Genomic DNA, 26,801 nt, shown 5'->3' on the forward strand with positions numbered 1-26,801 from the left:
ACCTATACGATGAAAGATATGCCGTGGAAAGGGCGAATGCATGGATGGACAGCTACCGTTCCCTGCTCAACAGGTTCGATACGACCACCGAAAGCTGGAAAGGATTCAACTATTTGGCATTCATTGCGATAGCGTTGAAAAAATTCAAGAAAAAGAAAAAAATAAAAGTTTAAACCACTTCATTACATACTTTAGTTCATACACTTTATTGGCTTGCCATACCCAAAAGTTTTCTAAAGTAGCCAAAATTATTCGATGGCTGAACGGCAAAACTTGGTAGTTTTACTTTTGAGTATACATTAGGAAATTACTTTAACAATTTTGTTATCTAGGCCGTCTTAAAAGAATTACTTTCTAAATTGAATGGGAACCTTAAACCACAGTTCTGGCCTTACTCACTTCCCTTTTGAAGTACTTACCAACATTATTTTTGCTATACCCCTTTCATTTTGGAACTTTAGGGTCGAAAGTACATGCATGCGGAAAATTTTATTAAAAAAGAAACATGATAATCCAAGTAAGCAAAGACATATTTTGTTTTTTGCAAGCTTCCTATTGTTCTTAGGCCAGATAATGGCCCAAACGACCTTTGCAGATAATTTTTCATCTATATCCTACTCCAACAGTGATGGAAATACCCCTTGGGCGACCGATTGGACCGAATCAGGCGACAGTAATCTTGGTCCAACGGCACAATATATCCGTATTCAGAGTCAACAACTCTATATGTATTGGCTTTGGACCGAAGAAATTCGGAGAACGGTTAATCTTACGGGAGCTACCTCCGCAATACTGAGCTTTGATTACACCAGCAATAGTTTGGGAGGAACCAGACAACTTGGCGTCTATATTTCCAGTACAGGCGGTGCCCCTTACACCCAAATAGGAACGCTTTCTGGCAATGGTACATTTACCCAAGATATATCGGCCTATATTTCGGCAAATACCGTCATTCGCTTTGCAAAATCTAATGCCAACTGGAATTCCGATGACAACGCCAGTATTGACAATGTTCTGATAAGTGCTATAATACCTGTGGATACGGACGGTGATGGTATAGAGGATGTGGCCGATCTTGATAATGACAATGATGGTATTTTGGATTGGGACGAATGTACGTTTGTAGCGACCACCACGCAGAATTTTACAGCTTCGGGTGGGACTTCCGTTACCAATACCGCCACCTCCGGATTCGGTAGTATGTACATAGATTTTATCTCCATTGATAATTCCTTTAACCTTACCGTAAACGGAACCAATATTGCCACGGAATTTCAGTTTCAGCCTGGGGCTCCCGGTAATTTTGCCCGGTTCGATACGGGTTTTACCTACGGGCAAGCAGGTGTCCCGCAGCTTTGGTCCATGACCGGTACATTAGCCAACCCCATGTTGCGGGTCATTGTGGATGCCGATGGCAACTTGAAGCTTTTTGGGGCGCAATCTCCGGGAGGTACATTGCTACCCTTGACCTTGGACACCCCACCAGTAACCGTTCCTTGGAATCCTTCAGGAACGAATACGATTACCATTGGACAGTTGGTAACCGGTCCTACGAATATGAACGGTCAACTCAGGTTTAGTGGGGAATGTGATACGGATGGCGATGGTATTTTTAACCGATTTGACTTGGATAGCGATAACGATGGTATCTACGACGCGGTGGAAGCTGGACATGGGCAGGCCCATACTAACGGAGTGGTCAATGGTGCCATTGGTACGGACGGGATTCCCAACTTGGTTCAGACCGATCCCAACGGAGGAAGTGTTAATTACACCTATAGCGATAGTGATGGCGATGGAATTTTGGACTCCATAGCATTGGATTCCGATAACGATGGCTGTAACGATGTCCTGGAAGCCGGATTTACGGATGATAATACGGACGGGCTATTAGGTCCCAATCCCGTTACTACAGATGTTAATGGTGTGGTAACATCAGGAACGGACGGTTATACGGTTCCAGCGGATGGTAACTCGGATGCCGTTTTTGATTATAGGCAGGCCGGAGCACCACCCAGTATAACCACACAACCTACGAATACCATAATTTGTCCCGGATGTAGCGGTAGTTTATCGGTATCGGCCACAAATGCCGACCTCTATCAATGGCAACGATTTATAGGAGGTGTTTGGACGGATATTAGCGATAATGCCATGTTCAGTGGGGCAAATTCGGCGACCTTAAACATTTCCAACCCTACTCCTTCGCAAAACGGGGAACAATACCGTGTGGTCATGGACAACTTGGCGTATACATGTGCACAGACCACTAGTACTATAGCCAACCTACAAATTCAGGTAAATACCATCATTACCAACAGACGCATAACCTACAGGGTTCAAAAGAACTGATCAAGTTAATACCGAACTATCTCGATTTAAATCGCCCTTCTAAGAACTATCCGTTCATTTTTTCACCTATTACAGCCCAAAAAGTCAACTTCTTCATCTATTTTTGCCCAAAAATTAACGTATGGCATCTGGATTTTTTGCAGTATTGGATGATGTAGCTACCCTATTGGATGACGTAGCATCTATGAGTAAAATAGCGACCAAGAAGACTGCGGGAATTTTAGGGGACGATTTGGCCGTAAATGCTGAAAAGGCTTCAGGATTTGTATCCAAGCGAGAAATACCTGTACTGTGGGCCATTACGAAGGGTTCCCTGCTCAACAAAATTATCATCCTCCCCATAGCCTTCTTGCTAAGTGCCTTTTTGCCCGTAGCCGTTACGATTATCCTGATACTTGGAGGGCTTTATTTGGCCTACGAAGGTGCCGAGAAAATATATGAGTTCTTTTTTCCGCATACACATGATGTACCTACCCTAAAAGAGGAGGCACCAAGTAAAAAAGATATCCTGGAGTTGGAAAAGGAGAAAATAAAGTCCGCCATATTAACGGATTTTATTTTGTCCGTAGAGATAGTCATTATCGCCTTGGGCACGGTCATCAAAGAGCCGCTTACCACGCAGATTATAGTTGTTTCCGTTGTTGCGCTTTTAGCTACTGTGGGGGTTTACGGAATCGTAGCCTTGATCGTACGTATGGATGAGTTTGGGGTGCGACTTATCAATTTGAATGAACAGGACAATAGTTTTTCCGATAAAGTAGGTAGGTTTTTTGTAAACGCCCTTCCAGTAGTCATCAAGTCGCTCGCGGTCATTGGAACGATTGCGCTTTTATTGGTTTCCGGTGGAATCTTTGTGCATAACGTCCCTTTTTTACACGACGTGCTGCCCAATGTTCCATCCATATTGTTAGAATTCGCTATGGGACTTGTCGTTGGTTTTATAGTATTGCTACTGGTCAATGCAATAAAGAAACTTTTTAAAAAGTAGGTTTATTGCCGCTTACCTATCGTTGATTTCCACCAACTTATCCTCATTCCACTCCCCGCTGGCCACCACATCGCCTTCAGAATCGAAAAATTTACCGGAACCACTTCGTTTGTCCTCCTTCCACTGACCCGCATATTTTTCTCCATTCGGCCAAAAATAGGTGCCAAAACCGCTACGAAAATCGTTCTCGAACTCGCCGGAATAATATTCACCGTCTGGCCAATAAAAAGTACCCTGTCCATGGCGCTGATTGTTCTTCCAATTTCCCTCATACCTGCTACCGGTATCCAATAGCGCAATACCATAACCTTGGGCCTTTCCGTCCTTTACCTGACCAATGTAATGTAACTGGTTTCCCTTCCTGCTCTTAAAGGTTAGGTATTCACCAAAGGATTTTTGCTGGAGCTGCCTTTTGACACGCTCCAGTTGAAGCTTGGTCTTTTGAAGATCAAAGCTGAGGGAATCGAATTGTCGTATTTGGGCTTCTTCGGATAGGATATCGGTTTTTAGACTGTCGGTATTTAGTTGGCTACTATCCTTTAATAAATTGGGGTTCTTGTTTTGATTGAGCAGCTTTTCCGCTAGTGCGATACGCAAGGGAATGCCCATTTTAATTTCCTTGTTCCTATTGATGGAATCGCTATAGGATTTAATGGCAGACTCATAATCTCCCTGCAACAACAAGGAATCCATTTGGGCCAAGCGCTCAAAATCCTCCAGATTGTCCATAATGACTTCCTTTTCTTCCTGTAATTGGCTGATTTGATTATGTAGTTGGACCGATTTATAGAGCAACAGCATAAAACCCAAAAGTGGAAGGGCCATGGCCACGAAAAAGAGTACTTTTTTAGACTTCATAGTCAATTCGTTTGGTATAAAAGTACTTACGTTCTAATCCGTCATATGGATTTCGGGAAGTTTGTTTTTTATACGTCTGAAATCCGGGGAAAAGTACATATGGAACCGCAAGGTCCAACCTTGTTTATAATCACCGGCGTTTATGCGGTCCTGTCCCTGGGAATACATGAGTCCGGCCGCAAAAGTAAGCCTTGGCGTGGCAATGTAGCCCAAGGTAGTGGTCAATCGCAGGTCTTCCATGGGGCTGGCCACAACGGCCTTACCACTTTGCATGATGAGTTCCGCTTCTGGGGAAATGTAATAGGTCTTGGGTTTTAATTTTGTATCGTTCAAGGGAATTTTAGCACGGAACATATAACGCCATCGATTCCTGAAAATATAGTCGCTATTTTCCGAAAACCCTTGGGTCCATCGATGCTCGATCCGTATCCTGTGGTACAGCATCGCCGAATATAAGGGCATGGCAAACTGATATTGATGCCAAATACGCCACTCGGGAACTACATTTCTGTCCGTGGATTCCTCATCGGTATTGAAATTGATGCGCACTACCCCACCCAAACTAAAATTGGTTTTCTTATCATAGATATAGCCGATGGCGTGTCGGTTATAAATTTGTGCCATCTGCCCAATGAAAGGCGTATTCACAGTTTCCTCAAACCTGAAATGGGTCTGTGCGTCCCAGAAAAAACGCTTGCCGATCCTAATGTTCCCGTAGGTGTTGAACCACACCTTGGATACGGGCTCCTTATATTTTGACGCTTCGGGAAGTACAACGGGTTCCGATTCCTGTCCGTAGGCAAAGGAAAACATCGCCAAGACAAAAACAAAATATCCCAAAAAAAAGAAATTACCTTGCCTCATGCCTATTCTACTATGGGGATTTGTTGTTGGAACAACTTCAAGACCTCTTGCGCGGTGCGTGCCCTTTTAAGTTTTCGTTCCAATTTTCGGGTTTCCTCGTTTCTCAAATCGACCAATCTGTTATGGGTGTAGATAATTTGTTCCCGTATCACAACAAACTGTTCACAATCCTCTGTTTCCGATAAACTCTTGATAAAATGGGGGATTAAAATGCCCGTATAGGCCTCCACGATGCGCTTTTTAACCTCTTCCTCCATGACCGTCGCCATGAAAGGATTCCAGATATCATCCGTATAGAGCGATTTAACTTCTTCCATCTTATCTGGAAAGTTGGACACAAGGGTAATCAGGGAGTTTAGGTCTTCAAGGCAGGATTTTAGATTTTGGCCAAAATCCAATTTTTCACTTGGGTTGGAGATTTCTGCATAGGTGGCCAGTTTCCGATTGGCGATTTCACCCAAATTTTTGTAGGCCTCCCCATAATCTACCAGAAGCATGGGCGATAGGGTGTCGATTTGTGCTTCGATACCGGTATTTATGGAAATAAGGTCGTTTTCCAATTCTTTTAAAGATTGTATCTGGACATCATCCGATAACTTATCGGATAGTTGGGACATGATATATTCCATACTTTCATAAGCGTAAAGACTTATTTGCTCCAGGGTCGTAAGACTACTCCCCGCAAAGTTGAAACCATCCGCATCGGGTAGTTGAAATGGTTCTTTGTAGCCCATTACTTGTATGCTTTTATCCGGTTTACCACCCGGAAAAATTCGGCCTTCCAAAGTGGTTGGCTCAACAAACTCAAAAATTTGATTTTGGTAGAGTTTCGCATAAATTTTCATCGGATCAAGGAATTCCGATTCAATTTTCTCGGAAACGGAATACAAATAATTTGCATCTGTATCCGTTCTTCTTATAATATTGAGGTGATTATTGGAACGTATGGTTTTTGATAGTTCAGAGGCCTTTTTTAAATGTATGGATGTCCTTTCCAAGGTCCTTTTTTGTAGGCTGTCCAAGGCAAATAATGGAACCTTCACCTTTATATTCGTACCAAAGGAGTGAGAACCCAGATTGGTAAGTATGCCATTGATTTTTTGGTATTCTTCCCTGTTTTTGGACAACAAGCTTATGGTGTTGCCCTGACCCACCTTATCCTGTAAGTTATATCGTAAAAGCAATAGGAATCGGTCGTCCAGGGGAATTGTTTCGTACTGGGTTGCTTCCGTATCAAAGACCAGGATTTGTTCACCCGTGGTATCAATATCAATTTTTTTCAAAAACCCTTCTTCAAAATGCCAAACTTCATCCACTTCCAAGGCATTGCTTCCATAGCTAGTCCATGCGTCGTGCGCAAGGCCATTTCTTAAAAACCTACCCACCAGGGCACTACTATCGCTTTCAATCTTGAAGCTTTGTTGGGGAACACCCTTTTCAAAATTGAATTCACTTATAAAGCGGATCTTTGTTACTTCAGAATTTTCCACTTCCTGAATGCTTATCTCCCAAGCCCCATTGGGCACACCTTCCAATAAAACGCCACTGGCGGTTTCCTGGGTTCCACTGACCAATATCCGGTATTCAAAGTCCACGACCTCGCTCTTACTGTCCGAAGTGTATTTGCCAAATTGAAATTGCCACGGCCCATGCGCCAAAGCTTTATTAAAACTGCCCCGGATCGTAAAGGAAGAGTCTTGCTCTTTCAATAAGGTCTCCAAATTGGACTTTTGAAATAAAAAGGCGCCGTCCAAGACAGTATCCGTTTCCAAAACAGCATATTGATAACGTGCATTGCCCGTATATCTCCCTATTTGAAACGGGCCTTCATATTCGCTTCTTTCCTGTGCAAACAGCACCAACTGAAAAAATAATACGAAAAGGAATGTGAACCCTTTGAATCTAAACCTATACATGCGGCAAAAATAGCATTTAAGAAAGACTTACGGATTATAAAAAGGTATTGGGTTCAAATTGAGCCTTTTGGGGTCAAAAAATCGTGCGAAAGGATTAGCCTAGGCTTTCCAAAACCTGTAATGCACGGTCTATTTCTTCTTTGGAATTATAGATATGGACGGAATGGCGGATCATTTTTTCACCGACCGACCTAGGTTGTAACCGTTCCTGTTCCCACATGGTTTTTTGCAAATCTGGCCCTGATATTCCAGCAACGCCGTAGGTAGTGATGCCTGCGGCCATTTCTTCGTTGGTAGAGGAATAAATCGTCACATGGGATAGTTGTTTTAATCCATCACGTAAGTACATGCCCAATTCCTTGATACGCCCCAACCAATTTTCCGCACCAATGGTATTGAAGAAATCGACCGCTGCCTCATAGCCGGCTAGAAGTCCGGCGTTACCCGTTCCGTTTTGCATCAATCGGAAGCCATGGTCCTCTTGATTGTCCCAGTTGTAACTGGCAATGGTAGACCAAATATTTTCGGCCACCTCCTTGTTTATATATAAAAGCCCACTACCAGCAGGGGCCAGCATCCATTTGTGCAAACTGGAATAATAGGCGTCGCAACCAATGTCCTTGACATCCACGGGAATTTGCCCCACACATTGGGCTCCATCCAAAACCGTGAAAATGCCCCTGTTTTTAGCTTCTTGGCATATATCCTTTACGGGCATGACCGTACCGAATCCAGATACCATATGGGGAATAGCAATTACCTTGGTTTTTTTGGTTACATGTTTGAATATAGCGTCCACAATTTCTTGTGGGTCGTTTGCAGGTTCGGGCAAGGTGGCTTGTTTGTAGACACAGCCCTTGCGCTTTGCCAGCAATTGCCAAGCTCCAAAGCCTCCACCGTGTTCCTGATTGGTATTTATGAGCTCATCCCCTTTTTTGAGGTGTAGCCCCATACCCACGTAGTTCATGCCAAAGGTTGCATTCTGTATCAATGAAATTTCCTTGAATTCACAATGGATGATCTGCGCCAGTTTGGTTCTCAATTCCTCGTAAGGAAAATAGCCGCTCAAAAGCTTGGGACCGGAATTGTTTTTATAATCGATGGTAGCAGCCTCCACATTATAGTGCAACATGTGATGCATCATTTTATCCAAAACGTAACCCGGTGTTGGACCCATGGTACCGTTATTGAAATAGGTCTGACCTTCCTTTAGCGGGAATTGTTTTCGAATCGATTTCCAATAGGCCTCATCATAAAAATCCGTTTTTAAAACATCAAGTGACCATTCCTTTTTGGAGTCGAACGACATTAGTGGAGCCGAAAGAACGGCCATGGCCCCCTGCCTGAGAAATTTTCTTCGATGCGACATAAAACTTCGGTTGGTTAGTTTTGGTATTCCATTATAAATCGACTTGGCGTTTGGTCTGATTGAATAGCTCCTGCAATTCCTTAAATCGTTCTATTTCCTCGTTACCGGGTTTTTTATCGGACCCGCCGATGATATTGGAGAGGTAGGAAATTTGCGCTACCATCATTTGCTGGGGATAGGCTCCTTCATCATTTTTGATTGTTTTCAGTACATTTTCCAATTTTTCCTTTTCTTCCTTGTTCTTGGTTTCCTTTATTTTCTTCTCTAAGTCCGACTGAAATTTTCTGGCCTCGGATAAAAGCTGATTGACCTGGTTTTGAAGTGCCAATTGTTCCTTTATGGTTTCCAAGGAAATACCTTCTTGTTCTAATCTTGGATCCATCAGGATTTGAAAAGGCTGTTCTAAGGTTTTCCCATCAACGGTCAATTTAGCCGTATAGGAACCAGGGGGAACCATAGGACCGTTTTTGTAGCTACGGCTCTTGTTGCTGCTCCATGCGCCTTTTTCCCGCAAGTCCCATTCGAAACGGTTGATGCCCTTTTTCGTTTCCAACTTGGTATCCACATACACAAATACCATACTTAGCCCCATATCTTCCACCTGTTCCTTGGTCGATTTTAATTGGGTGGAATCGCTGACAATCTTAGAAACCGATTTCCCTTCGGCATTGAAAATCTCCAAGGAAACCCCACTTTTAAGTTCCTTGGGCAAATAATAGTCGATGCTTACGCTTGTTGAAGGATAATTTGGAAAATCCCCAGAACCCCAAGGCGTTCTATATCTATAGGTATTTTCTGGTTTAAAAAGTACTGGTTCCTCGGCTAAAGCGTTTATTTTTGAATCCCTGAGGGCACTTATATTGTCCAAAATCCAGAATCCACGTCCCATGGTACTTAAAACCAAATCGCCCCGGTTTATAATAATATCCGTTATTGGGGTCACAGGTAAGTTCTGCTGAAACGCCTTCCAAGTTTCGCCGTCGTTGAAGGATATGAACATGCCAAATTCGGTTCCGGCATACAGTAATCCTTCCGTTTTTGGGTCCTCCCTAAGGACCCTTGCGCTATAATCCGATGGTATTCCGTTACTTTCCGTACTGATCAAGGTCCAATTTTTACCATAATCATCGGTTTTATATATGTAAGGCGTAGTATCGCCCAATAGATGTCGGTCTACCGTAATATAGGCTTTGGCCGGGTCAAATTGCGAAGGTTCTACAGATTCCACCCTACCCCCTTTGGGCATTTTTTTTGGAGTGACATTGGCCCAGGTCTGTCCGCCATCTTGGGTGACGGAAATAACACCATCATTGGACCCTGTCCAAATAAGACCGGGTTTGATTTTTGATTCCCTTATAGAATAGAGTGTGCTATAATACTCTTCCCCTGTGATATCACGGGTAATGGGACTACCTGAAATCACTTGCTTATCATCTTCGTTGGCCGTTAGATCTGGGGAAATGGTTTGCCATATTTGACCGTTGTTCCTTGTTTTATATAGGTACTGGGAACCCATGTAGACTACGTCCGGATCATGGGGAGAGACGTGAATGGGCGCTACCCGTTGAAACCTGTATTTTAAGTCTTTGGGATTGTGCCCGTAAATGTTTGAGGCCCCAATGGAATACTCCCGATCCGTTCCAGTAATCTTATTAAATACGCTAAACCGACCTTTACAGTTGTTATATACCACATTAGGGTCACCCGGTTTTGGGATGGCAGGACCGGTTTCACAGCCGCCCACATCCATCATGATCTGTGTACCTTGCGGACCACTGGCTGTCGGTGCCGAACTCGGGATAGCTATGGTGGTGTTATCCTGCTGCGCCCCATAGACCCAATAGGGATATTGGTCGTCTACGGCCACTTGATAGATTTCCGCCGTGGGCTGATTGAACTGTGTTGACCAAGTCTTTCCACCATTGTGTGATATATTGGCTCCTCCGTCATTACATTGTATGAGCAAATCCGGATTATTGGGATTCAGCCAAATGTCATGGTTATCACCGTGTGGTACGCTCATGCGTTTCCATGTCTTACCGCCATCCGTCGATTTTAACAAGGGATTGGCGTTGGAATAAACAATATCCGGATTGGTTGGATCCAATTCTATATTGGTATAGTAAAAGGGCCTATTGACCAAGCCTTCATTACTGGAAGTTTGGGTGAAGGTTTTTCCTTGGTCTACCGATTTATAGACGCCACCTTCCTTTCCAGGTGCTTCAATAACAGCGTACAGAATACTGGAGTCCGTAGGGGAAACGGCCAAGTCTATTTTTCCTATGAGGCCTTTGGGCAACCCGTCTTTCAATTTAACCCAATCCTTGCCGCCGTTGACAGATTTGTAAATACCTCCTTCTTTATTTTCACCTCCGGAGATAATTGTCCAAGGTGTTCTTTGCGCCTTCCATGCGGCCGCATAGACCACATTGGGATTACCGGGTAAAAGCTCCAAATCGGCAAAACCTGTTTCATTGGAAATAAAAAGCACCTTTTCCCAAGTGTTTCCACCATCCATAGTTTTATAAATACCACGTTCTTCATTGGGCTTAAAGGCATTGCCTATCGCCGCGACCCATACAATGTTACTGTTGGCGGGGTCTATTTCAACGGCTCCAATCTGACCTACATTTTCCAACCCGATATGCGTCCAGGTTTTTCCAGCATCGATGGACTTGTAGACACCTTTTCCACTGATGATATTGCTTCGGATACCATCGGAACCTGTTCCAACATACACAATATTGGGATCGTTGGAAGCCACCTCTATGGCTCCAATGGAGGGTGTTTTAAAATATCCGTCTGACACATTGTTCCAAGTAGTACCGTAATCATCGGTTTTCCAGACACCGGCCCCGGAAGCACCAAGATAAAAAGTACCCGGAAGTAAAGGTGTTCCAGTGACAGTTGTTACCCTTCCGCCCCTGTTGGGACCAATGGTACGGTACTGAAACGCATCAAAGTCTTGACCTAAAACTGAAAAACCCAGAAGTAGATATATGGTGGATATGAGTAGTTTTTTCATGAATATTGATAAATGAATGTTGGTTTCTCTAAAATTAAGCAATACCATAGTTTTACCCATTACCCAAGGCCTATTTTTTGCATTATCGTAATTCTTGGGGTATTGTGATGTAAAGGTCAGGGTAATCTACCCTGATTTCCATTATAGTGCTATTTATGCTGCTGGGCCAGCCATTCCATAATGGTTAACGGCCTATCATTAATTAATACTGGCCTTCCATTATAATCAAAATCGGCATCATTGTCATGGGAATAAATCCAGGACCAATGTCCCGGAAAATGATAATCCTCTCCTCCATACATCCCATTCAAGTCAATGACATGGTTGTAAAGAGAAAGATGAACGTTGGGGGCTCCTACTTCAATTAGTCTTTCGTATAACGGAATTACCGTTTCTTCAGGAATGGTGGTGGTGTCATCTTTGGAATGTACGAACCATATGGGAATATTTTTAATGCTGTTCAACTGTTCATCGGATATATATTCATTGTGATAGGCCAGAGCACTGATATATCCGGCGGCAAAATAATCGGGATGGTTCAATAGGAGTTTAAGGCTCATGTATCCTCCGTTGGAACAGCCTCCAATATATAATCTATCGGAATCTATTTTCGGATTGTTCTTTACAAATTCCTTGATCAAGGCCATCAAGGCTTCGTTATAAATATCATTGGTGTCCCCCCGTGTATATTCCCCGGATGCACTTTGCATCCAAAAGGTTGGTGTCTGTGGAGCCAATACATAAGCTCCCTTGAAAATCTCCTGGATTTCTTTGGAGGCATAATTGGTCGCTTTATTGGCAATTAGTGGAATACTTGGGTCAGTACCTCCTTCGCCGCCACCATGTAGCCAAATGATCAAGGGAAAACTTCCATCTCCTTCCGGCGTAAAGCTTGCATAGGTTAGATCTATGTTTTTATGGCTGAAGCTTCCGTTTAATTCGAAAATATCCAAATCGGGGATTATTCTTCTTCCTTCTTTGTTCCATGTAGTTCCCGAAGGCACATAGGTAACATTTAATTCATAGTCTATCCATTGGTTGCTGGACCTTCCATTACTGCTACGATAGTATTTAATAGGTGAACTTAATGCATCATTGGGCGCCACCAATAAAACAAGGGTGGTAAATAATCCATTTTCATCGCGGTCCCCATCTGCATTTGATGGATAGGCATAGAGTACCTTTCTTATTCCTTCGGCCTCACCAGATCGCATTTCTACATTTTCCTTACTGCGTTCGACCTTTACCTCAAAATCGTTATGGCTCAGCCTATCTTCAGTGTTCGGTTTTGGTACAATAACCTTATTGACACCGGGCCCCCAATCATAGGCGTCTATAACTACGGTATAGGTACCATCCGCAGTACTTTGTGCAGACGTTGATAAAAATGGTACAATCAGCAGGGCAAAGAGAATAAAGTAAAGTCGTTTCATACTAAAGTTGGTTTGATCGTTCAAAGTAATCGATTCTCTCGAATATACAAAACCATTTTGCCAAGCGATCATTGAACGCTTAATTCAATTCCCTTTTAAGCGATGAAAAGCTTCCTGTAACTTTTTGGTAACGGGACCAACAGTATAATCAGAATAATAAAAATGATCATTGATCTGCTGTATGGAAGCAATTTGGGTGCTGGTACCTGTGAGAAAGGCCTCGTCCATATTGTAAATTTCATGCTCGGGTATAGCCTCTTCCTTTAGTTCCAAGCCTAGTTCTCCACAAAGTTGAATTGCTACCAATCTCGTAATGCCATTTAAAATGAACTCGTTCGCGGGATGTGTATAGACCACATTATCCTTCACAAAAAAAACATTACAATGCGACGCTTCCGTAATCACACCGTTACGACATAGCACCGTTTCATAACACGCATGCTGCATGGCCTCCTCATTGAGCATAACGTTTCCCAAAAGCGAGGTCATCTTGATATCGCATCGGGACCACCTAAAATCTTCTCGGGTAATTACCTTGGCATGTATCTTATTAATATCTGGTAGCACCTTGGGCAAGGCATACATGAAAACCGTAGGTTGAATGTCCTTTGGAAATGAATGTTGCCTGGGAGCTACCCCACGCGTGATTTGGATATATAGGAAACAATCCTTTCCTATTAATCCGGTAGCCTGTAAAAGGTGATTGATTTCCTTTGGAATCTGACTGACGGTATACCGAATTCCGATTTTGGTAAGTCCCTCTTCAAGCCGACTCAGATGCGCCTCTTGATAGAAAAAGGATCCATTTATTTGTGCCATGGCCTCATAGATACCATCACCAAAAATAAACCCTCTGTCAAAGACCGAAACTTGGGCTTTTTCAGAGGGTAAAATTTCTCCGTTCAGATAGACTTTATCAGGATAATTCGACATTTTTTTACTTTGAGGCTACTTGAGTATCGGAATAGGTCACCCTATAGATGGCGTCACCATAGTCATCAGATATCAACAAAGACCCATCTTTCATCCAAAGCAGGTCTACCGGTCTGCCTGTTACTTTCTGGGTCTCGTCATTCAACCAGCCATCAATGAAGGGCTCCGTACTCTTTACTTCGCCATTTTCTATATCGGCCAGCATTATTCTATAACCTACTTTTTTACTTCGGTTCCATGAACCGTGCTCGGCGATAAATGCTTTTCCATTATAGGTGGAAGGAAACATATTTCCCGATTTAAATTTAACGGCCAAAGGTGCTACATGTGCTCCCAAAGCTTTTGCCGGTGGCACAAAATCCGAACAAGGACGTTGATCTCCGAATTCAGGGTCCTTTACGGTTCCTCCATGGCAGAAAGGATAACCAAAATGCTGACCGGCCTCAGTAATATGGTTCAATTCACAAGGAGGAATATCGTCGCCCAACATATCCCTACCATTGTCCGTAAACCACATTTCGCCATTGTCGTCCCATGTAAAGCCTACTGAATTACGTACGCCGTGGGCATAAATTTCGCGATTGCTGCCATCTGGATCCATTCTGGTAATCGTTGCAAAACGTTCATCTTGCGTAGGATTACAAATGTTGCATGGTGCACCTACAGGTACATATAATTTCTCATCAGGTCCAAAAGCAATATATTTCCATCCGTGATGAAATTCCGTTGGGTAATCGTCGTACACCAATTCCTTGTTTAGTGAATCCCCTAACTGACCTTCTATATTCGGGTATTTCCATAGACTTCCTACTTGGGCAACATACAGGTCACCGTTCCGCATGGCGATTCCGTTTGGAACTTCCATCGTATCAAGCACCATGACTGTTTCTGCATTATAATCCCCATCTTTGTCCTGTATGGCGTACACGGTGTTCTCATTTCTTGTGCCCACGAAAAGTGTTCCACTATCTCCCATGGCCATGGAACGTGCATCATCCACTCCCCTAGCATATACCTTTATGTCAAAACCATCAGGTAGGTTAAGATCCAATAAGGCCAAGTCCGTACTATCCATGGGTACTTCCTCTTTGACATCAACAGTTTCCTCCTTCTTGGTTTCCTTACAGGAAAATATACTGAGTACGAATATAACAGCACAGGTAATCTTTAAAATTGATATTTTGTTTTTCATTGTTTTTCAGTTTGCAGCTAAGATACTGAAGCATCCTTACAAATTGAAAAATTTTCATCCATTGACATTGAACTGGAAAAGGAATTAGCTTTCCGGTAAGGGTTTAAAAACCAAAAGCTAAAACCTGTATGGATTTTAGCTTTTAGTATTTGTTTTATGAAATGGCTAAACCTTCAAATTGCCTAATTCAAAAAATTATTCATTCTCACCGGTTACTGTTTCCACATGCTATTATTAAAACATGAATTGTTTTTCCGATGCGATTATCCTGCTTTTAATCAAAATCTTCTGTAATAATATCCTTTTTTGGAACATCCAATTCCAACAAGGCATTATATACACTATCCATCATGGGAGGTGGTCCACAGAGGTAAAACTTTTTATCAAGATTCTCGGTATGGTTTTTTATAAATTCCTTGTCAATATTCCCATGGGGAAACTTGCCGCTATGCTCATCGGAAAGTATATTGATAAAATCTTTTCCCAGCCACCTTTCAAAATCTGATTGAAGGATAATGTCCCGTTCACGTTGATTACCAAAAATCAATCTATTGCCCTCTAAATTTCCTTTTTTGGCCAAATCCTTAATAATCGCAATAAATGGCGTAACTCCTGCCCCACCGGCCAAGAAAACTCCAGGTCCTTGATAGGAAATAGCTCCCCATGAATCACTTATCAAAAGTGTGTCCCCTTGTTCTAAAGTTTGTAATTGATCGGTCACCCCATCGTGATTTGGATATACTTTAATGGTGAACTGTAAGAACCCATCATCCGGTAAACTGGTAAAGGTAAACGGTCTTTTCTCTTCCTTCCATTTGGGTTGGTCAATAGACATTTCGCAAGCTTGACCTGGGGTAAAATCATAGTCCGAGGGCCTGTCCGTTTGTATTTGAAGTACATTATGTCTTATGAATCCTATATCTTGAATTTTTATTTTATGTGCCATTTCATATTGTCTTTTTCTGTTTGTTCTATTTTTTTTTATTCTATAAATGAAACCCTCATCGAGGGACTTGTTATGGTAAATTAAATACCTTTACCAGAGGAAATGTCTAAAAATCAAACTATTGACCTAATTTTAAACGTATAAAAATCATTTAAGAAACGGAATCCAAAGCCTTTCCAATCAAGGTCTCACCTTCCAAAATTTCAAACGTTTCGTTAGTTCCTGCATCTTCATGTAAGGAATGAACTAGGGTTTGGGCAACGTCATCACGGGTAATGGAACCCTGTTCTTCAAAATGCTTTTTTAAGTTGATTTTACCTGTGCCTTTTTCATTTGTCAATGACCCAGGCCGAACGATCATATACTTTAAATCGCTCTGTTTGAGGTATTCATCCGCATTGTGTTTTGCTTGTAGATACTCTTTTAGGTCTTCGGCTGCCTCCGGATTGTCAGCTCCCATAGAACTTAGCATCACAAATCTTTTTACGTTCGCTTTTTTGGAAACATCGATTAAGCTTTTAGCGCCCTCTTGATCCACAGCGACCACTTTTTTTCCACCTGATCCTGCAGCAAATATCACCTTATCAATGTTCTTGACAGTATGCGAAAGATCTTCTTCCAAATCGCCTAAAACGGTATCTATTCCTTCATTTTCAAATTGCGCCAATTGTTCTTCCTTTCGAACCATCGCAACGGGATTAAAATATTGAGATGATTTTAATAAGTGAATCACCTTTTTTCCCGTGGTACCATTAGCGCCTGCTACTAAAATATTTTCCATAATGTATATCTTTTTCATTTGTAGTAAGATAGTTGGAAAGAAGGACGAACCTTACCCTATATAGAGTAATTATTAGCTCTAATCCCAATACAATTTAATGCATGCCAGTATTTTGAATACAGCCTATTTATGTTGGATTTAGGTCAATCCTAGGAGTATAAAACCGCTACCTTATCGGAGCATTATTAATCTAAAATTTAGAATATGAGTAATCAGAAAGAGAAAACCTATAATTCAGCTATTACAAAAGAGGATTTAAACGCTTTGGGAGAAAAAACAAAAAATTCGAGAACCGATCAAGGTGATGACCAACAATTACAGGAAAGAGAAAAAGATGTGGATTTTGCAGGTTCGGATTTGGATGTTCCGGGACGGAATCTACCAAAAGACAAAACCAAGAAAACGGTTAAGGACGAAGAAAATCAATTGTATAGCCAAGGAGGTTCAGGTAATGAGGATTTAGAACGGAACAGGGACCATATTAAATAGGCTTTTGAATTTACCATATAAAAAAGCAGCCATCTAGGCTGCTTTTTCTCTATAATGTGTTTTTTATTTCTACGCTAAACTGGCATTTAGTTCAATTTCTGTATCCAAAAGTTTGGAAATGGGACAAATATCCTTTGCCTTTGTAGCAATCTCTATAAATTCCGAAGCTTCAATTTCCGGTACATCACCCTTTAAGTCCAAGGTCACTTTTACAATCTCACCATCCTTAAAAGATACCTTTGCACTAACGTCAAGCGTATTGGGCGTATAATCCGCTTCCCCGAGCAAAAAACTCAATTGCATGGCAAAGCATCCGGCGTGTGCCGCTCCAATAAGTTCTTCCGGATTAGTACCTTTTCCATCCTCAAATCTCGTATTGAAGGAATATTGGGTATTTTCCAATACGGTACTATCCGTCGTTAATGTTCCGTGTCCTTCTTTTCCACTTCCTTTCCATTGTGCTTTCGCATTTCGTGTAAAATTCATTCTATCTTTTTTTTATTATCACTAATTAATTAAATCTTTACTGAACCGACTCTTCTTGCTTGTGGATTTCATAGTCTATATAACCCGTTTTACCCGGTGTGTAAAAAGTGTCTGCATCCCAGTCGGCCAGTTCCCAATCATTTTTAAACCGTTCGACTAAATCGGGGTTGGATACATACAATTTCCCAAAAGAGACCAAGTCTGCATTTCCACTTTCTATGACTTTATTTCCCGATTCCTGGTCAAAACCGCCGTTTATCATTAAAGTGCCATTATACAATGGTCTAAAATGTTCCGCTATGTTCTCAATTGCATATGGAATTTCTGAAACATCGGTAAAGGGTTCGGAGAGATGTATATAAGCAAGGTCATATTCATCATCCAATTTTTTAATGATATACTCAAAAGTTGGAATGGTTTCCTCATCCATGGTCATTCCAAACATTCCATTTAACGACGGGTTAAAACGTGCGCCAATCTTGGATTCGGGAATAACCTTTTTGACTTCATCCAATAATTCAAAAAAGAATCGCGCCCTTTTCTCGATACTGCCGCCATATTCATCCGTTCTCGTGTTGGAGGTTGCATTAAAAAATTGATGAAAAAGATACCCGTTTGACGAGTGAATTTCAATTCCATCGAATCCTGCCTTTACAGCATTTTGGGCAGCATTTTTAAAATCCTGGATTGTTCTGGCAATATCTTCTTTGGTCATGGCCTTAGGGGTTACCGTATCCTTAAAACCTTCAGGAGTATAGGATTGTGCTTCTGGGTTAATTGCCGAAGGCGCCAGTGGCAAATCTCCATCATGAAAATCAGGATGGGACATTCTACCCACATGCCACAACTGAATGAAGATGGTACCATTTTTTTCATGAACGGCCCGGGTTACCTGTTTCCAACCCTCTACCTGAGCTTCAGTGTGTATTCCGGGTGTATTTATGTAGCCTACCGCTTCTTCGGAGACTTGTGATCCTTCGGTAATTATGAGTCCGGACGAAGCTCTTTGCTTATAATAAATATTGTGAAGTCCCTTTTCAGGTTTTTTATTTTCATTGGCGGCCCGGCTACGGGTCATTGGTGCCATTACTACCCTGTTTCTCAAGGATAGATTTCTTTCTTTATAGGGCTCTAATAGCGCTTGTTTTTTCATACATTTTTTTTGTTTTAACAAAGTTCCATGGAATAGCGGAATATCCTTAGCTCTTATGGCTAAAATAGTATCTGTAACAAAATCGGTTTTGGGGAATTTCTAGGAAAGACATTTTCTTTGCGCAGTAGGTATCACCTATTCAAATCTACTATGCTTGTTTCAAAGCTACTTGTAATCACTTGGGAGAAGTTTACATGAATTTTAGCTTATTTTTTGTCCAATGGAAAAGTATCCTTTAAAAATTTAAGTAAGTTGCAGCTCCAACTTAAACTCAATGAATATTAACATATGCGCTATTGTGTGCTTTCTTTTATGTGCCCATATTTTGCAAGCACAAAAAAAGAACGGTAATTACCGTTTGCACATTAAAAAGACGAATTTTCCCGTAGAAATTAATGGAATTGGAGATGACAGGGCCTGGCAGGATGCCGAAGTCGCCAAGGATTTCTACAGGGTGCTCCCCATGGACGATGGTTTGGCCAATGAACAATCTGCCATAAAAATGACCTATGACGACAAGCATCTATACCTTTTGGCCACTTTTTACAATGCCACGGAAGCCAAATATTTTGTAGAATCCCTTCGCAGGGATTTTTCCTTTGGGAGGAACGATAACTTTTTGCTCTTTTTGGATCCGTTCAACAATCAGACGACAGGGTTTTCATTTGGGTCCAATGCCTATGGCGCACAATGGGACGGCACCATGTTCGATGGTTCCAGAATCGATTTGAACTGGGACAGCAAATGGATATCCGAGGTCACCCGTGATGACGACAAATGGGTTTTTGAAATGGCGGTTCCCTTTAAATCCATTCGCTATGAAGCGGGCGTTACCGAGTGGGGCATTAATTTTAGTCGGTTAGATCTAAAATCAAGCGAAAAGTCGAGCTGGACCCCTATTCCAAGACAATTTCCCACAGCGGCCCTTGCCTATACGGGAACCTTGGTTTGGGATGCCCCACCTCCTGCCCCGGGCACCAACTTTTCCATTATACCCTATGTATTGGGAGAGGTTAATAGAGATTTGGAGGCCAATGAAGATAGCAAGACCAATGGTAAATTTGGAGGCGATGTAAAGTTTAGCCTCACATCTTCCCTGAATCTAGACCTTACCGTAAATCCCGATTTTTCACAGGTCGAGGTAGACCGACAGGTGACCAACTTGGACCGATTTGAGCTTTTCTTCCCCGAAAGACGACAGTTTTTTCTGGAGAACGGCGACCTTTTTGCAAATTTTGGGTATGAGACCATACGTCCCTTCTTTTCCCGAAGAATCGGACTAGGAGTGCCCATACAGGCCGGGGCCCGTGTCAGCGGTAACCTAAATGAAAAATGGCGGATGGGGCTCATGGATATGCAGACCGCATCCGTGGATGAAACCGGTTTGCCCAGTCAGAATTTTGGAGTACTTTCCTTACAGCGCAAAGTCTTTGGACGAAGTAATATAGGGCTTATGGTCGTAAACAAGCAGTCTATTAATTATCCGTCGGAAAACGACTCCATCAATCAGCAATTTGCAAAATACAATCGGAACTTGGGCATGGAGTACAACTTGGCGTCCTCCAATAACATTTGGAACGGAAAGGCCTTTATCCTAAAGTCCCTTGCCCCAGATGAAAGTGGTAGAGGGATTGCCCAAGGGGCCCACCTACAATATAGTAGCAGAAAATGGCTCTGGAGGGTGCAGCAGGAATGGGTAAGTAACGATTATACGGCAGAGGTTGGATTTGTACCGAGGACAAACTATGTGAATTTTTCCGGTAAACTGGGACACTTGTTCTTTGCAAAAGGCGGACCCTTAGTAAGCCATGGACCGGAATTGAACGTCACGTGGTTTTTTAATGAAGCATTCAGGGAAACGGACCACCTTGCCTATGTGCTATATCGTTTTGATTTTAGGAACCGAAGCAATGCCTTCTTCTTTATATCCGATGATTATGTAGAACTATTGGATCCCTTTGACCCCACCCGATTGGGCATTGCAGAATTGGCGCTGGGCACTGAACACCAATGGAACGCCTTTGGTTGGGAATACCAATCCAAACCCCAGAGCCTATTTACCTATTCCTTGGGCGGACGTTTGGGGGGCTATTATCAGGATGGTAATCGCACCAGCTTAACTAGCGAACTTGGATACCGGTTTCAACCTTATGTGAGTTTAAGCGCGAATCTGAACTACAATCACATCGACCTCCCCGCACCTTGGAACACCAATGAATTTTGGTTGATCGGAGCTGAAGCGGACATCACTTTTACCAATAAAATCTTTTTTGCAAATTTGGTCCAGTACAATGAACAGACCGGCAATATGAACTTGAATTCCAGGTTTCAGTGGCGCTATAGTCCGGCTTCAGATTTATTCTTGGTATATACGAACAACTATTTTGTAACCCCTTTTGAAACAAGGAACTGGGGATTAACACTAAAGTTTACATACTGGTTGAACAACTGATGCCTATCGCCTTTCAATAACTTCCAAAACACCTTTAGCCGCCATTTCCCCAGAAATCATAGCGGCGTTCAAGGAGCCATTTAATAGATAGTCACCCGCTAAAAAGATGTTTTCCGTTATTCGGGTTTCAGAAGGCATTAATGAATACCTAATATCCGCTAACTTAGGTAAAGCCTTCTTAATTCTATAGTGTTTTAGATAGCGATCGGTAGTAATTCCACAGAATTTTTCCAAGTCCTCCTTTACCCGCTGTACCAATTGATATTCGGTTAAATCATGCTCTTTTACAACGGTAACGGAAAGTAGTTCCGCTACTCCATTTTGGGCCGTTTCCAGCGCCGTATGGTAAAAGATATTATTTATCAATGCCTCTTGGTCTGCAATCAAACCAATGAGTGGTTTATTGATTTTTCTGTGCTTTGTCGTGAAGTATAACGTATCCGATGTATGCCAATCCAAATGCTGCTTGCGTAAATTTGGCACCAGCGGCGAAGCATCGGTAGCGATAATCTTATAATCGAAAAATGCCGTTTTACCATCGGATAAGGTGATTTTTTCATCCGTACAACTTTCTACGGGACAATCAAAAATGAATTTTGTGGCCTTTAATTTTTGTTGCAATTGATTGGGTATGGCACCAATACCTGCCTTGGGCAATACGGCCAGTCCTGCACCGAACATTTTATAAACGAACTGAAACATCCTTGAGGAGGTAGCCAAATGAGGTTCCAAAAAGATACCGGAAAAAAAAGGTTTGAAAAATTGGTTGATTATTTCTTCGGAAAAATTAAGGGATTTTAGATACTCAATTGTAGAAGTTTCCGGTTCCTCAAAAATTCCCTCCACCGTTTTTTCCTTTAACAATGCATTTAATTTCAACACTTTTAGCTTATCTCCAAAAGTACCGATACCGGAGGCCAGTGTAGGGAACAATAGAATAAGGTTGCGAAGTGGATCACCTATAATGGCACTTTTACCCTTATGGAACACTTGGGCTCCCGGCAAAAATTTTTGTAATTCCAGCTGTCCATAATCCAAATACTTTTGGGCCATTGGGTAGGCATCCAACAACACCTGAAAACCGTGGTCTAACTGATATCCTTCCAGAATATCCGTTTTTACGCGTCCGCCAATACTATCCGATGCCTCAAAAATTGTAGGAGCAAATCCCTCCTTTTCCAAGGTAATGGCTGCAACCAAACCGCTGATTCCTGCACCAATTATGGCGATTTTAGTAAATTTCTTTTCCATAGGGTAAAGATAGGAAACGAAAAGTGCCTACTTAAGAAGCTTATTATAAAAATATATCGATGATTAATCCTCAGGCGGATGCCCGTAAATATCCTCGTAAACGGAATCAAAATTTTCCCGTAAATAAGCATTCAATTTCTTTTGATAATCGTCCTTTAACCAGCTTAGGAAATTATGGGTGCTTTTACTGATACACTTCGCATACACATGAATGCGGTTGTCTATATCCTCCTTCAACAATTTGGCCAAGGCAAGGGCATCGTAAACATCCTCACTATTTTCAATACAGATATAAGCATGCTGCTCAATCGACCTTTCCAAAACAACCTTTGAAGATTCACCCGCAAACGTTGCCTGTTCATAGGTCTCCCTGATATCGAAATAGGTTTCCTTGGAGTTTTTGAACTCCTCCTTGAGGTCGTCTGACAGGTCATGCTTAAAATCCGCCTCGATGTCCTCATCATCACGGATCCTGTCCATATAATAATTGGGCGATTTAAAAATCGCCTCCCAATCCAAGTCGGCACCCCAAGGTCCAAATCGGTATATATTGTTACCTAAATCAATGACCGTAAATTTCGATTTGTTGTTCAAAACCCTAGAACCCCTACCGATCATCTGATAATATAGGGTCAAGGATTTGGTGGCCCGGTTAAGGATAATACTTTCAATGGTGGGTTCGTCAAAACCGGTGGTTAAAATACTTACCGATGTCAATATGGCGTTAGGTGTTTCCTTGAACCATTTTAGGATTTGTTTCCGCTGTTTTTTTGTGGCCGTATTATCCAAATGCATGATGGGCAACCCGGCATTCCTGAAGGTATAATATACCTGAATGGAAGTTTCGATACCATTATTGAAAATCAGTGTTTTTTTATCTTTTGAGTGCTTGGTATAAGCTTCCAAAAGCTTGTTGAGCATGGCAGGACTCGTATAGAGGTCTGCCGAGGATTTTACGGTATAATCCCCATTGGATCCGACTTCCAATGAGGTTAGGCCCATATCATATTGATAGGTTTCGGCCTTGGCCAAAAAGTCGTTTTCAATAAGGTTTTCAATGGATTCCCCCGGGATGAGCTCATCATAATTCCCGTTCATTGGGGTTTCCTTGTTGGAGCTCAGAGGTGTCGCAGTTACTCCAAGGATAAAGGAACTTTCAAAAAACTTGAATAACTTGGTAAAGGAATTGTAGTGGGCCTCATCGATAATCACCAGCCCCACATCGGAAATATCCAATTTATCATCATTAAGCCTATTGTTCAAGGTTTCCACCATGGCCACATAACAGCTGTACTTTTCCTGATCGTCTAGATTGGCCTTGCTGTTCACTACTTTGTTCACCACCCCAAAACTGGTAAGCATGTCCGAAGTTTGGTTGCAAAGCTCCACCCTATGGGTCATGACCAAAACCTTTTTAGTATGGTTCTTTAGGTACTGACGAACAATTTCGGAGAAAATGACGGTCTTACCGCCTCCTGTAGGTAATTGATATAATAAGTGGTAATCGTCACGTTCGTTATCAAACTTTTCAAAAATCTGTTGGATGGCACCCTGTTGATAACTATAAAGCTCTTTATCTGTCTTTTTTTCCTGCAGTTCGTATACGGTCTCTTGCATGTAATCCTTTTTCCTTGAAGGGTGCAAAGGTAACACCTTCAAGGGCCTAATACTAATTCATGCGATAAAAAGGGTATCTTTCCGACCAATGAAACCCTCATAGAGGATATTTGTTAGGCAATCTAAAGGCTTCCATAAAAGTGAATTTTCAAATAAAGGACAATTGACCTTAAATTTAATGAATGAACTTATGAAGCTATCGCATCCCTAATGAAAAACCATACACATTTTAAAATCTTCAAACCTTTTGGAATACTTAGTCAGATGACCTCTGGTGAAGAAAGGCAATTGCGAAAAAAAAGATTCCTGACAGAACTTTATGACTTTCCCCAAGAAATCATGCCCATTGGTCGTTTGGATGAAAAATCGGAAGGATTGCTTTTGATGACTACCGATGGCAAATTGACCGATTATATCAACAATGCGGGGATTGAAAAGGAATATTGGGTACAGCTGGACGGTATCATTGACCAAAAAGCTTTAGAAAAACTTGAAGCCGGCGTTACTATCGGAATTTTTGGGAAGAATTATATGGCCAAACCCTATATAATCGAAAAAATGGAAGAGGCCCCTACCCTGCCCGAAGCGAGTCCCAAACTTCGCATCGGACTTCATAGACCAACTTCATGGATCAAGATTGTTTTAACCGAGGGCAAATTTCGACAGATACGCAAAATGACCGCAGCCGTTGGATATCCTACGGTTAGATTGGTACGGGTGCGTGTTGGCCCTATTGCAATAAAGGGGTTAAAAGAAGGCTCCGTACAAGAGCTACCTGATTTACCTACTCTATTGTTTGGAGGTGAATCTAGAAAATAGTGTCAGCCTTTTCTTCGTATTGATAAAATACACGCCCGTGAGCAGCACCAGAGCGGCAATAGCGGATTGAAAGGTTATTTGCTCGTTTAAAAAATACCATCCTAAAACCATGGCGATTACGGGATTTACATAGGAAGAGGTAGCTACCTTTTCTGGGGATACCACTTTTAGCAAATAATTAAATGCAGTGAAGGCGACAATACTCCCAAATAAGACCAAAAGTATCATGGACCATAGTACGGGCACCGTCCAATTTAAGGGCGAAATCCACTCCTCGCCTATAACAGCACTGATTACAAAAAGTAAAATACCCCCGGTAACCATCTGATACCCCGTATTTACGAAGTAATTGGGCGGTAAGTCCGCCTTGCCAACGAAAAGACTTCCATAGGCCCAACTGAGCATGCAAAAGAAAATAAGGACCATTCCAAGAAATGCTCCTTCTTGGGAAATAATCTGTTTCTGACTCACCAAAAGATAGATTCCTATCATACCCAGTCCCACACCTACCAAGGACATGGGTTGTATGCGCTTACCTTGAAGTATCCTCATTAGTAGTAGTACCACAAGGGGTTGTGCTGAAATTTCAAGTGCGGCAAATCCACTATCAACGTATTTTAGAGCCCATACCACCACGCCATTTCCAAATGTAAGAAAGAGAAAACCGGCTATTACGGCGTTGAAAAGCTGTTTTCTGGTAACTCTAAGGGGTATTTTTAAAAATTTGGCAATCAAGAAAATAAGACAACCCGCAGTAACAAACCGAATACCGGCCAACATAAAAGCCGGCAACTCGGTTACCGCAATCTTGTTTAATAAATAGGTAGAACCCCAGATGACATAGATAGAGAAGAACGCCAATAGTATGAGAAGTGTATTACGTTTTGCCAAGGTCATCTGAAGAAATAAGCCATATTAAAGCCTCTTGACCCTTACTGCGTTCATTCCCTTCATTCCCTTTTCAAGCTCGAAGGAAACCTTATCGTTTTCAAAAATCTCATCGATCAGCCCGCTTACATGCACGAAGTACTTCTCATTATTTTCGGAATCAATGATAAATCCAAACCCTTTTGAAGAATCAAAGAAAGAAACCTTACCATTTCTAACGGGATCAAATTCCTCTTCATCGCCTTCCTCTTTTTTGGGAATTCCCAATATAATGTCCTCTACCTCAATTTCCACCTTCATTGAAGGATCTGGTGGAGAATCGACCAGGTTCCCATTATAGTCAACATAGGCGAGCGGAATACCAGTAGATCCCTTTTCCTTGGAAGCTTGTTTCCGTGCGTCTTTCTTCTTTTGCTTATCTTCCCGTTTCTTTAGTCTTTTTTTTACTTTCTCAGTTTTATTAAAAGTTTGCTGTGATTTTGCCATTCGTAATTTTAATGTTTCTAATTTATTTTAAATACATAAAGAACAGATGTTCAAGTTTGACTTTTACGAAATGACATGGACGAGGGCTAGCACAAAAGATTCGTTTTTGTCGGAGCAAGATTCTACTCTTTTCTTTATGTAAAGGACAAAGATACTGTATGTTTAATAAAGTACGATTTGCTTTCCAAATTATTTGATAATTGCCGATAAAAATTGATTTAGGAAATTATATTAATTTTAACATTTTTATAAATAACTCATAATCAAATAGTTATTGATTATTATTTTATATTTAGTACCTTTTATTACATAGTACTGTAACAAATAGAATGCCTTATCGTCTTCTAGATATAACAATTACTTGTTAATAGTTAGAATTTAAATCATCATCAATCAATCAACCCGATGCATATCGGGACAAAAAACGAACAACATGAGAACTTTTATCAGACAATCACCCACGGAAGCCAGAAGACATTCATTCTTCAGCAATTTCAGAAACA

At 41.7% G+C, this 26,801-nt stretch carries 21 protein-coding genes and 1 pseudogene; 6 read left to right on the plus strand and 16 right to left on the minus strand.

The window, feature by feature from the left end; translation table 11 throughout:
• The 3 genes and pseudogenes from BFP75_RS08990 to BFP75_RS09000 form a co-directional block, all read left to right on the plus strand.
• A pseudogene (locus tag BFP75_RS08990) lies at positions 1 to 173 on the plus strand (IS5 family transposase); the annotation flags it as partial.
• 304 nt (positions 174 to 477) lie between these two features.
• Positions 478 to 2,352, plus strand: a complete 1,875-nt coding sequence (locus BFP75_RS08995) for a thrombospondin type 3 repeat-containing protein (protein WP_099544907.1) — start codon at positions 478 to 480, stop codon at positions 2,350 to 2,352.
• A gap of 121 nt (positions 2,353 to 2,473) precedes the next feature.
• Entirely contained in the window at positions 2,474 to 3,340 is an 867-nt protein-coding gene (locus BFP75_RS09000) for a DUF808 domain-containing protein (RefSeq protein WP_099544908.1), read from the plus strand.
• A 12-nt stretch (positions 3,341 to 3,352) separates the two neighbouring features.
• On the opposite strand, the gene BFP75_RS09005 is transcribed toward BFP75_RS09000, so the two are convergent.
• The 10 genes from BFP75_RS09005 to BFP75_RS09050 form a co-directional block, all read right to left on the minus strand.
• On the minus strand, positions 3,353 to 4,198 hold the full coding sequence (locus tag BFP75_RS09005; RefSeq protein WP_099544909.1) for an MORN repeat-containing protein: 846 nt from the start codon (positions 4,196 to 4,198) through the stop codon (positions 3,353 to 3,355).
• 33 nt (positions 4,199 to 4,231) lie between these two features.
• Positions 4,232 to 5,062 carry a DUF2490 domain-containing protein gene (locus BFP75_RS09010; RefSeq protein ID WP_099544910.1) on the minus strand — a complete coding sequence of 277 codons (831 nt, stop codon included), beginning with the start codon at positions 5,060 to 5,062 and terminating at the stop codon, positions 4,232 to 4,234.
• 2 nt (positions 5,063 to 5,064) lie between these two features.
• Positions 5,065 to 6,978, minus strand: coding sequence for a hypothetical protein (locus BFP75_RS09015; protein ID WP_099544911.1), 1,914 nt, complete (start codon positions 6,976 to 6,978; stop codon positions 5,065 to 5,067).
• A 94-nt stretch (positions 6,979 to 7,072) separates the two neighbouring features.
• Complete coding sequence (locus tag BFP75_RS09020; RefSeq protein ID WP_099544912.1) at positions 7,073 to 8,347, minus strand: aminotransferase class V-fold PLP-dependent enzyme; 1,275 nt, start codon at positions 8,345 to 8,347, stop codon at positions 7,073 to 7,075.
• Between the two features lie 31 nt (positions 8,348 to 8,378).
• Complete coding sequence (locus BFP75_RS09025; protein WP_099544913.1) at positions 8,379 to 11,372, minus strand: WD40/YVTN/BNR-like repeat-containing protein; 2,994 nt, start codon at positions 11,370 to 11,372, stop codon at positions 8,379 to 8,381.
• Positions 11,373 to 11,521: 149 nt separating this feature from the next.
• Positions 11,522 to 12,805 (minus strand): prolyl oligopeptidase family serine peptidase, encoded by a 1,284-nt coding sequence (locus BFP75_RS09030; protein WP_099544914.1) that lies wholly within the window; start codon positions 12,803 to 12,805, stop codon positions 11,522 to 11,524.
• A gap of 84 nt (positions 12,806 to 12,889) precedes the next feature.
• Positions 12,890 to 13,738, minus strand: coding sequence for an aminotransferase class IV (locus tag BFP75_RS09035; RefSeq protein ID WP_099544915.1), 849 nt, complete (start codon positions 13,736 to 13,738; stop codon positions 12,890 to 12,892).
• Between the two features lie 4 nt (positions 13,739 to 13,742).
• Complete coding sequence (locus tag BFP75_RS09040; protein ID WP_099544916.1) at positions 13,743 to 14,930, minus strand: PQQ-dependent sugar dehydrogenase; 1,188 nt, start codon at positions 14,928 to 14,930, stop codon at positions 13,743 to 13,745.
• A gap of 274 nt (positions 14,931 to 15,204) precedes the next feature.
• Positions 15,205 to 15,876, minus strand: coding sequence for an FAD-binding oxidoreductase (locus BFP75_RS09045; RefSeq protein WP_099544917.1), 672 nt, complete (start codon positions 15,874 to 15,876; stop codon positions 15,205 to 15,207).
• Between the two features lie 151 nt (positions 15,877 to 16,027).
• The gene (locus BFP75_RS09050; RefSeq protein WP_099545027.1) at positions 16,028 to 16,657 is read right to left on the minus strand and encodes an SDR family oxidoreductase; all 630 of its coding nucleotides are present in this window, start codon (positions 16,655 to 16,657) and stop codon (positions 16,028 to 16,030) included.
• A gap of 204 nt (positions 16,658 to 16,861) precedes the next feature.
• On the opposite strand from BFP75_RS09050, the gene BFP75_RS09055 reads away from it, so the two are divergent.
• Complete coding sequence (locus BFP75_RS09055; protein ID WP_099544918.1) at positions 16,862 to 17,146, plus strand: hypothetical protein; 285 nt, start codon at positions 16,862 to 16,864, stop codon at positions 17,144 to 17,146.
• A 69-nt stretch (positions 17,147 to 17,215) separates the two neighbouring features.
• Here the strand turns inward: BFP75_RS09055 and BFP75_RS09060 are convergent, their stop codons facing one another.
• Positions 17,216 to 17,632 (minus strand): OsmC family peroxiredoxin, encoded by a 417-nt coding sequence (locus BFP75_RS09060; protein ID WP_099544919.1) that lies wholly within the window; start codon positions 17,630 to 17,632, stop codon positions 17,216 to 17,218.
• Between the two features lie 37 nt (positions 17,633 to 17,669).
• The gene (locus tag BFP75_RS09065) at positions 17,670 to 18,785 is read right to left on the minus strand and encodes an alkene reductase (protein WP_099544920.1); all 1,116 of its coding nucleotides are present in this window, start codon (positions 18,783 to 18,785) and stop codon (positions 17,670 to 17,672) included.
• A gap of 274 nt (positions 18,786 to 19,059) precedes the next feature.
• Between BFP75_RS09065 and BFP75_RS09070 the strand changes: the two genes are divergently transcribed.
• Positions 19,060 to 21,237 carry a DUF5916 domain-containing protein gene (locus BFP75_RS09070; RefSeq protein ID WP_099544921.1) on the plus strand — a complete coding sequence of 726 codons (2,178 nt, stop codon included), beginning with the start codon at positions 19,060 to 19,062 and terminating at the stop codon, positions 21,235 to 21,237.
• 3 nt (positions 21,238 to 21,240) lie between these two features.
• Here BFP75_RS09070 and BFP75_RS09075 read toward each other — a convergent pair whose 3' ends face one another.
• Positions 21,241 to 22,488: an NAD(P)/FAD-dependent oxidoreductase gene (locus BFP75_RS09075; RefSeq protein WP_099544922.1), complete on the minus strand. Its 1,248-nt coding sequence runs from the start codon at positions 22,486 to 22,488 to the stop codon at positions 21,241 to 21,243.
• 63 nt (positions 22,489 to 22,551) lie between these two features.
• Positions 22,552 to 24,105 carry a DEAD/DEAH box helicase gene (locus BFP75_RS09080; RefSeq protein WP_099544923.1) on the minus strand — a complete coding sequence of 518 codons (1,554 nt, stop codon included), beginning with the start codon at positions 24,103 to 24,105 and terminating at the stop codon, positions 22,552 to 22,554.
• Positions 24,106 to 24,315: 210 nt separating this feature from the next.
• On the opposite strand from BFP75_RS09080, the gene BFP75_RS09085 reads away from it, so the two are divergent.
• Positions 24,316 to 24,924 carry a pseudouridine synthase gene (locus BFP75_RS09085; RefSeq protein WP_099544924.1) on the plus strand — a complete coding sequence of 203 codons (609 nt, stop codon included), beginning with the start codon at positions 24,316 to 24,318 and terminating at the stop codon, positions 24,922 to 24,924.
• Here the strand turns inward: BFP75_RS09085 and BFP75_RS09090 are convergent.
• A complete protein-coding gene (locus tag BFP75_RS09090; RefSeq protein WP_099544925.1) occupies positions 24,895 to 25,821 on the minus strand; it encodes an EamA family transporter in 927 nt (308 codons plus the stop codon). The genes BFP75_RS09085 and BFP75_RS09090 overlap by 30 nt on opposite strands.
• Positions 25,822 to 25,839: 18 nt before the next feature.
• The gene (locus tag BFP75_RS09095) at positions 25,840 to 26,298 is read right to left on the minus strand and encodes a cold-shock protein (RefSeq protein ID WP_099544926.1); all 459 of its coding nucleotides are present in this window, start codon (positions 26,296 to 26,298) and stop codon (positions 25,840 to 25,842) included.
• Between the last annotated feature and the right edge of the window lie 503 nt (positions 26,299 to 26,801).

The organism is Maribacter sp. 4G9 (genome assembly GCF_002742265.1).
Taxonomy (GTDB): Bacteria; Bacteroidota; Bacteroidia; order Flavobacteriales; family Flavobacteriaceae; genus Maribacter.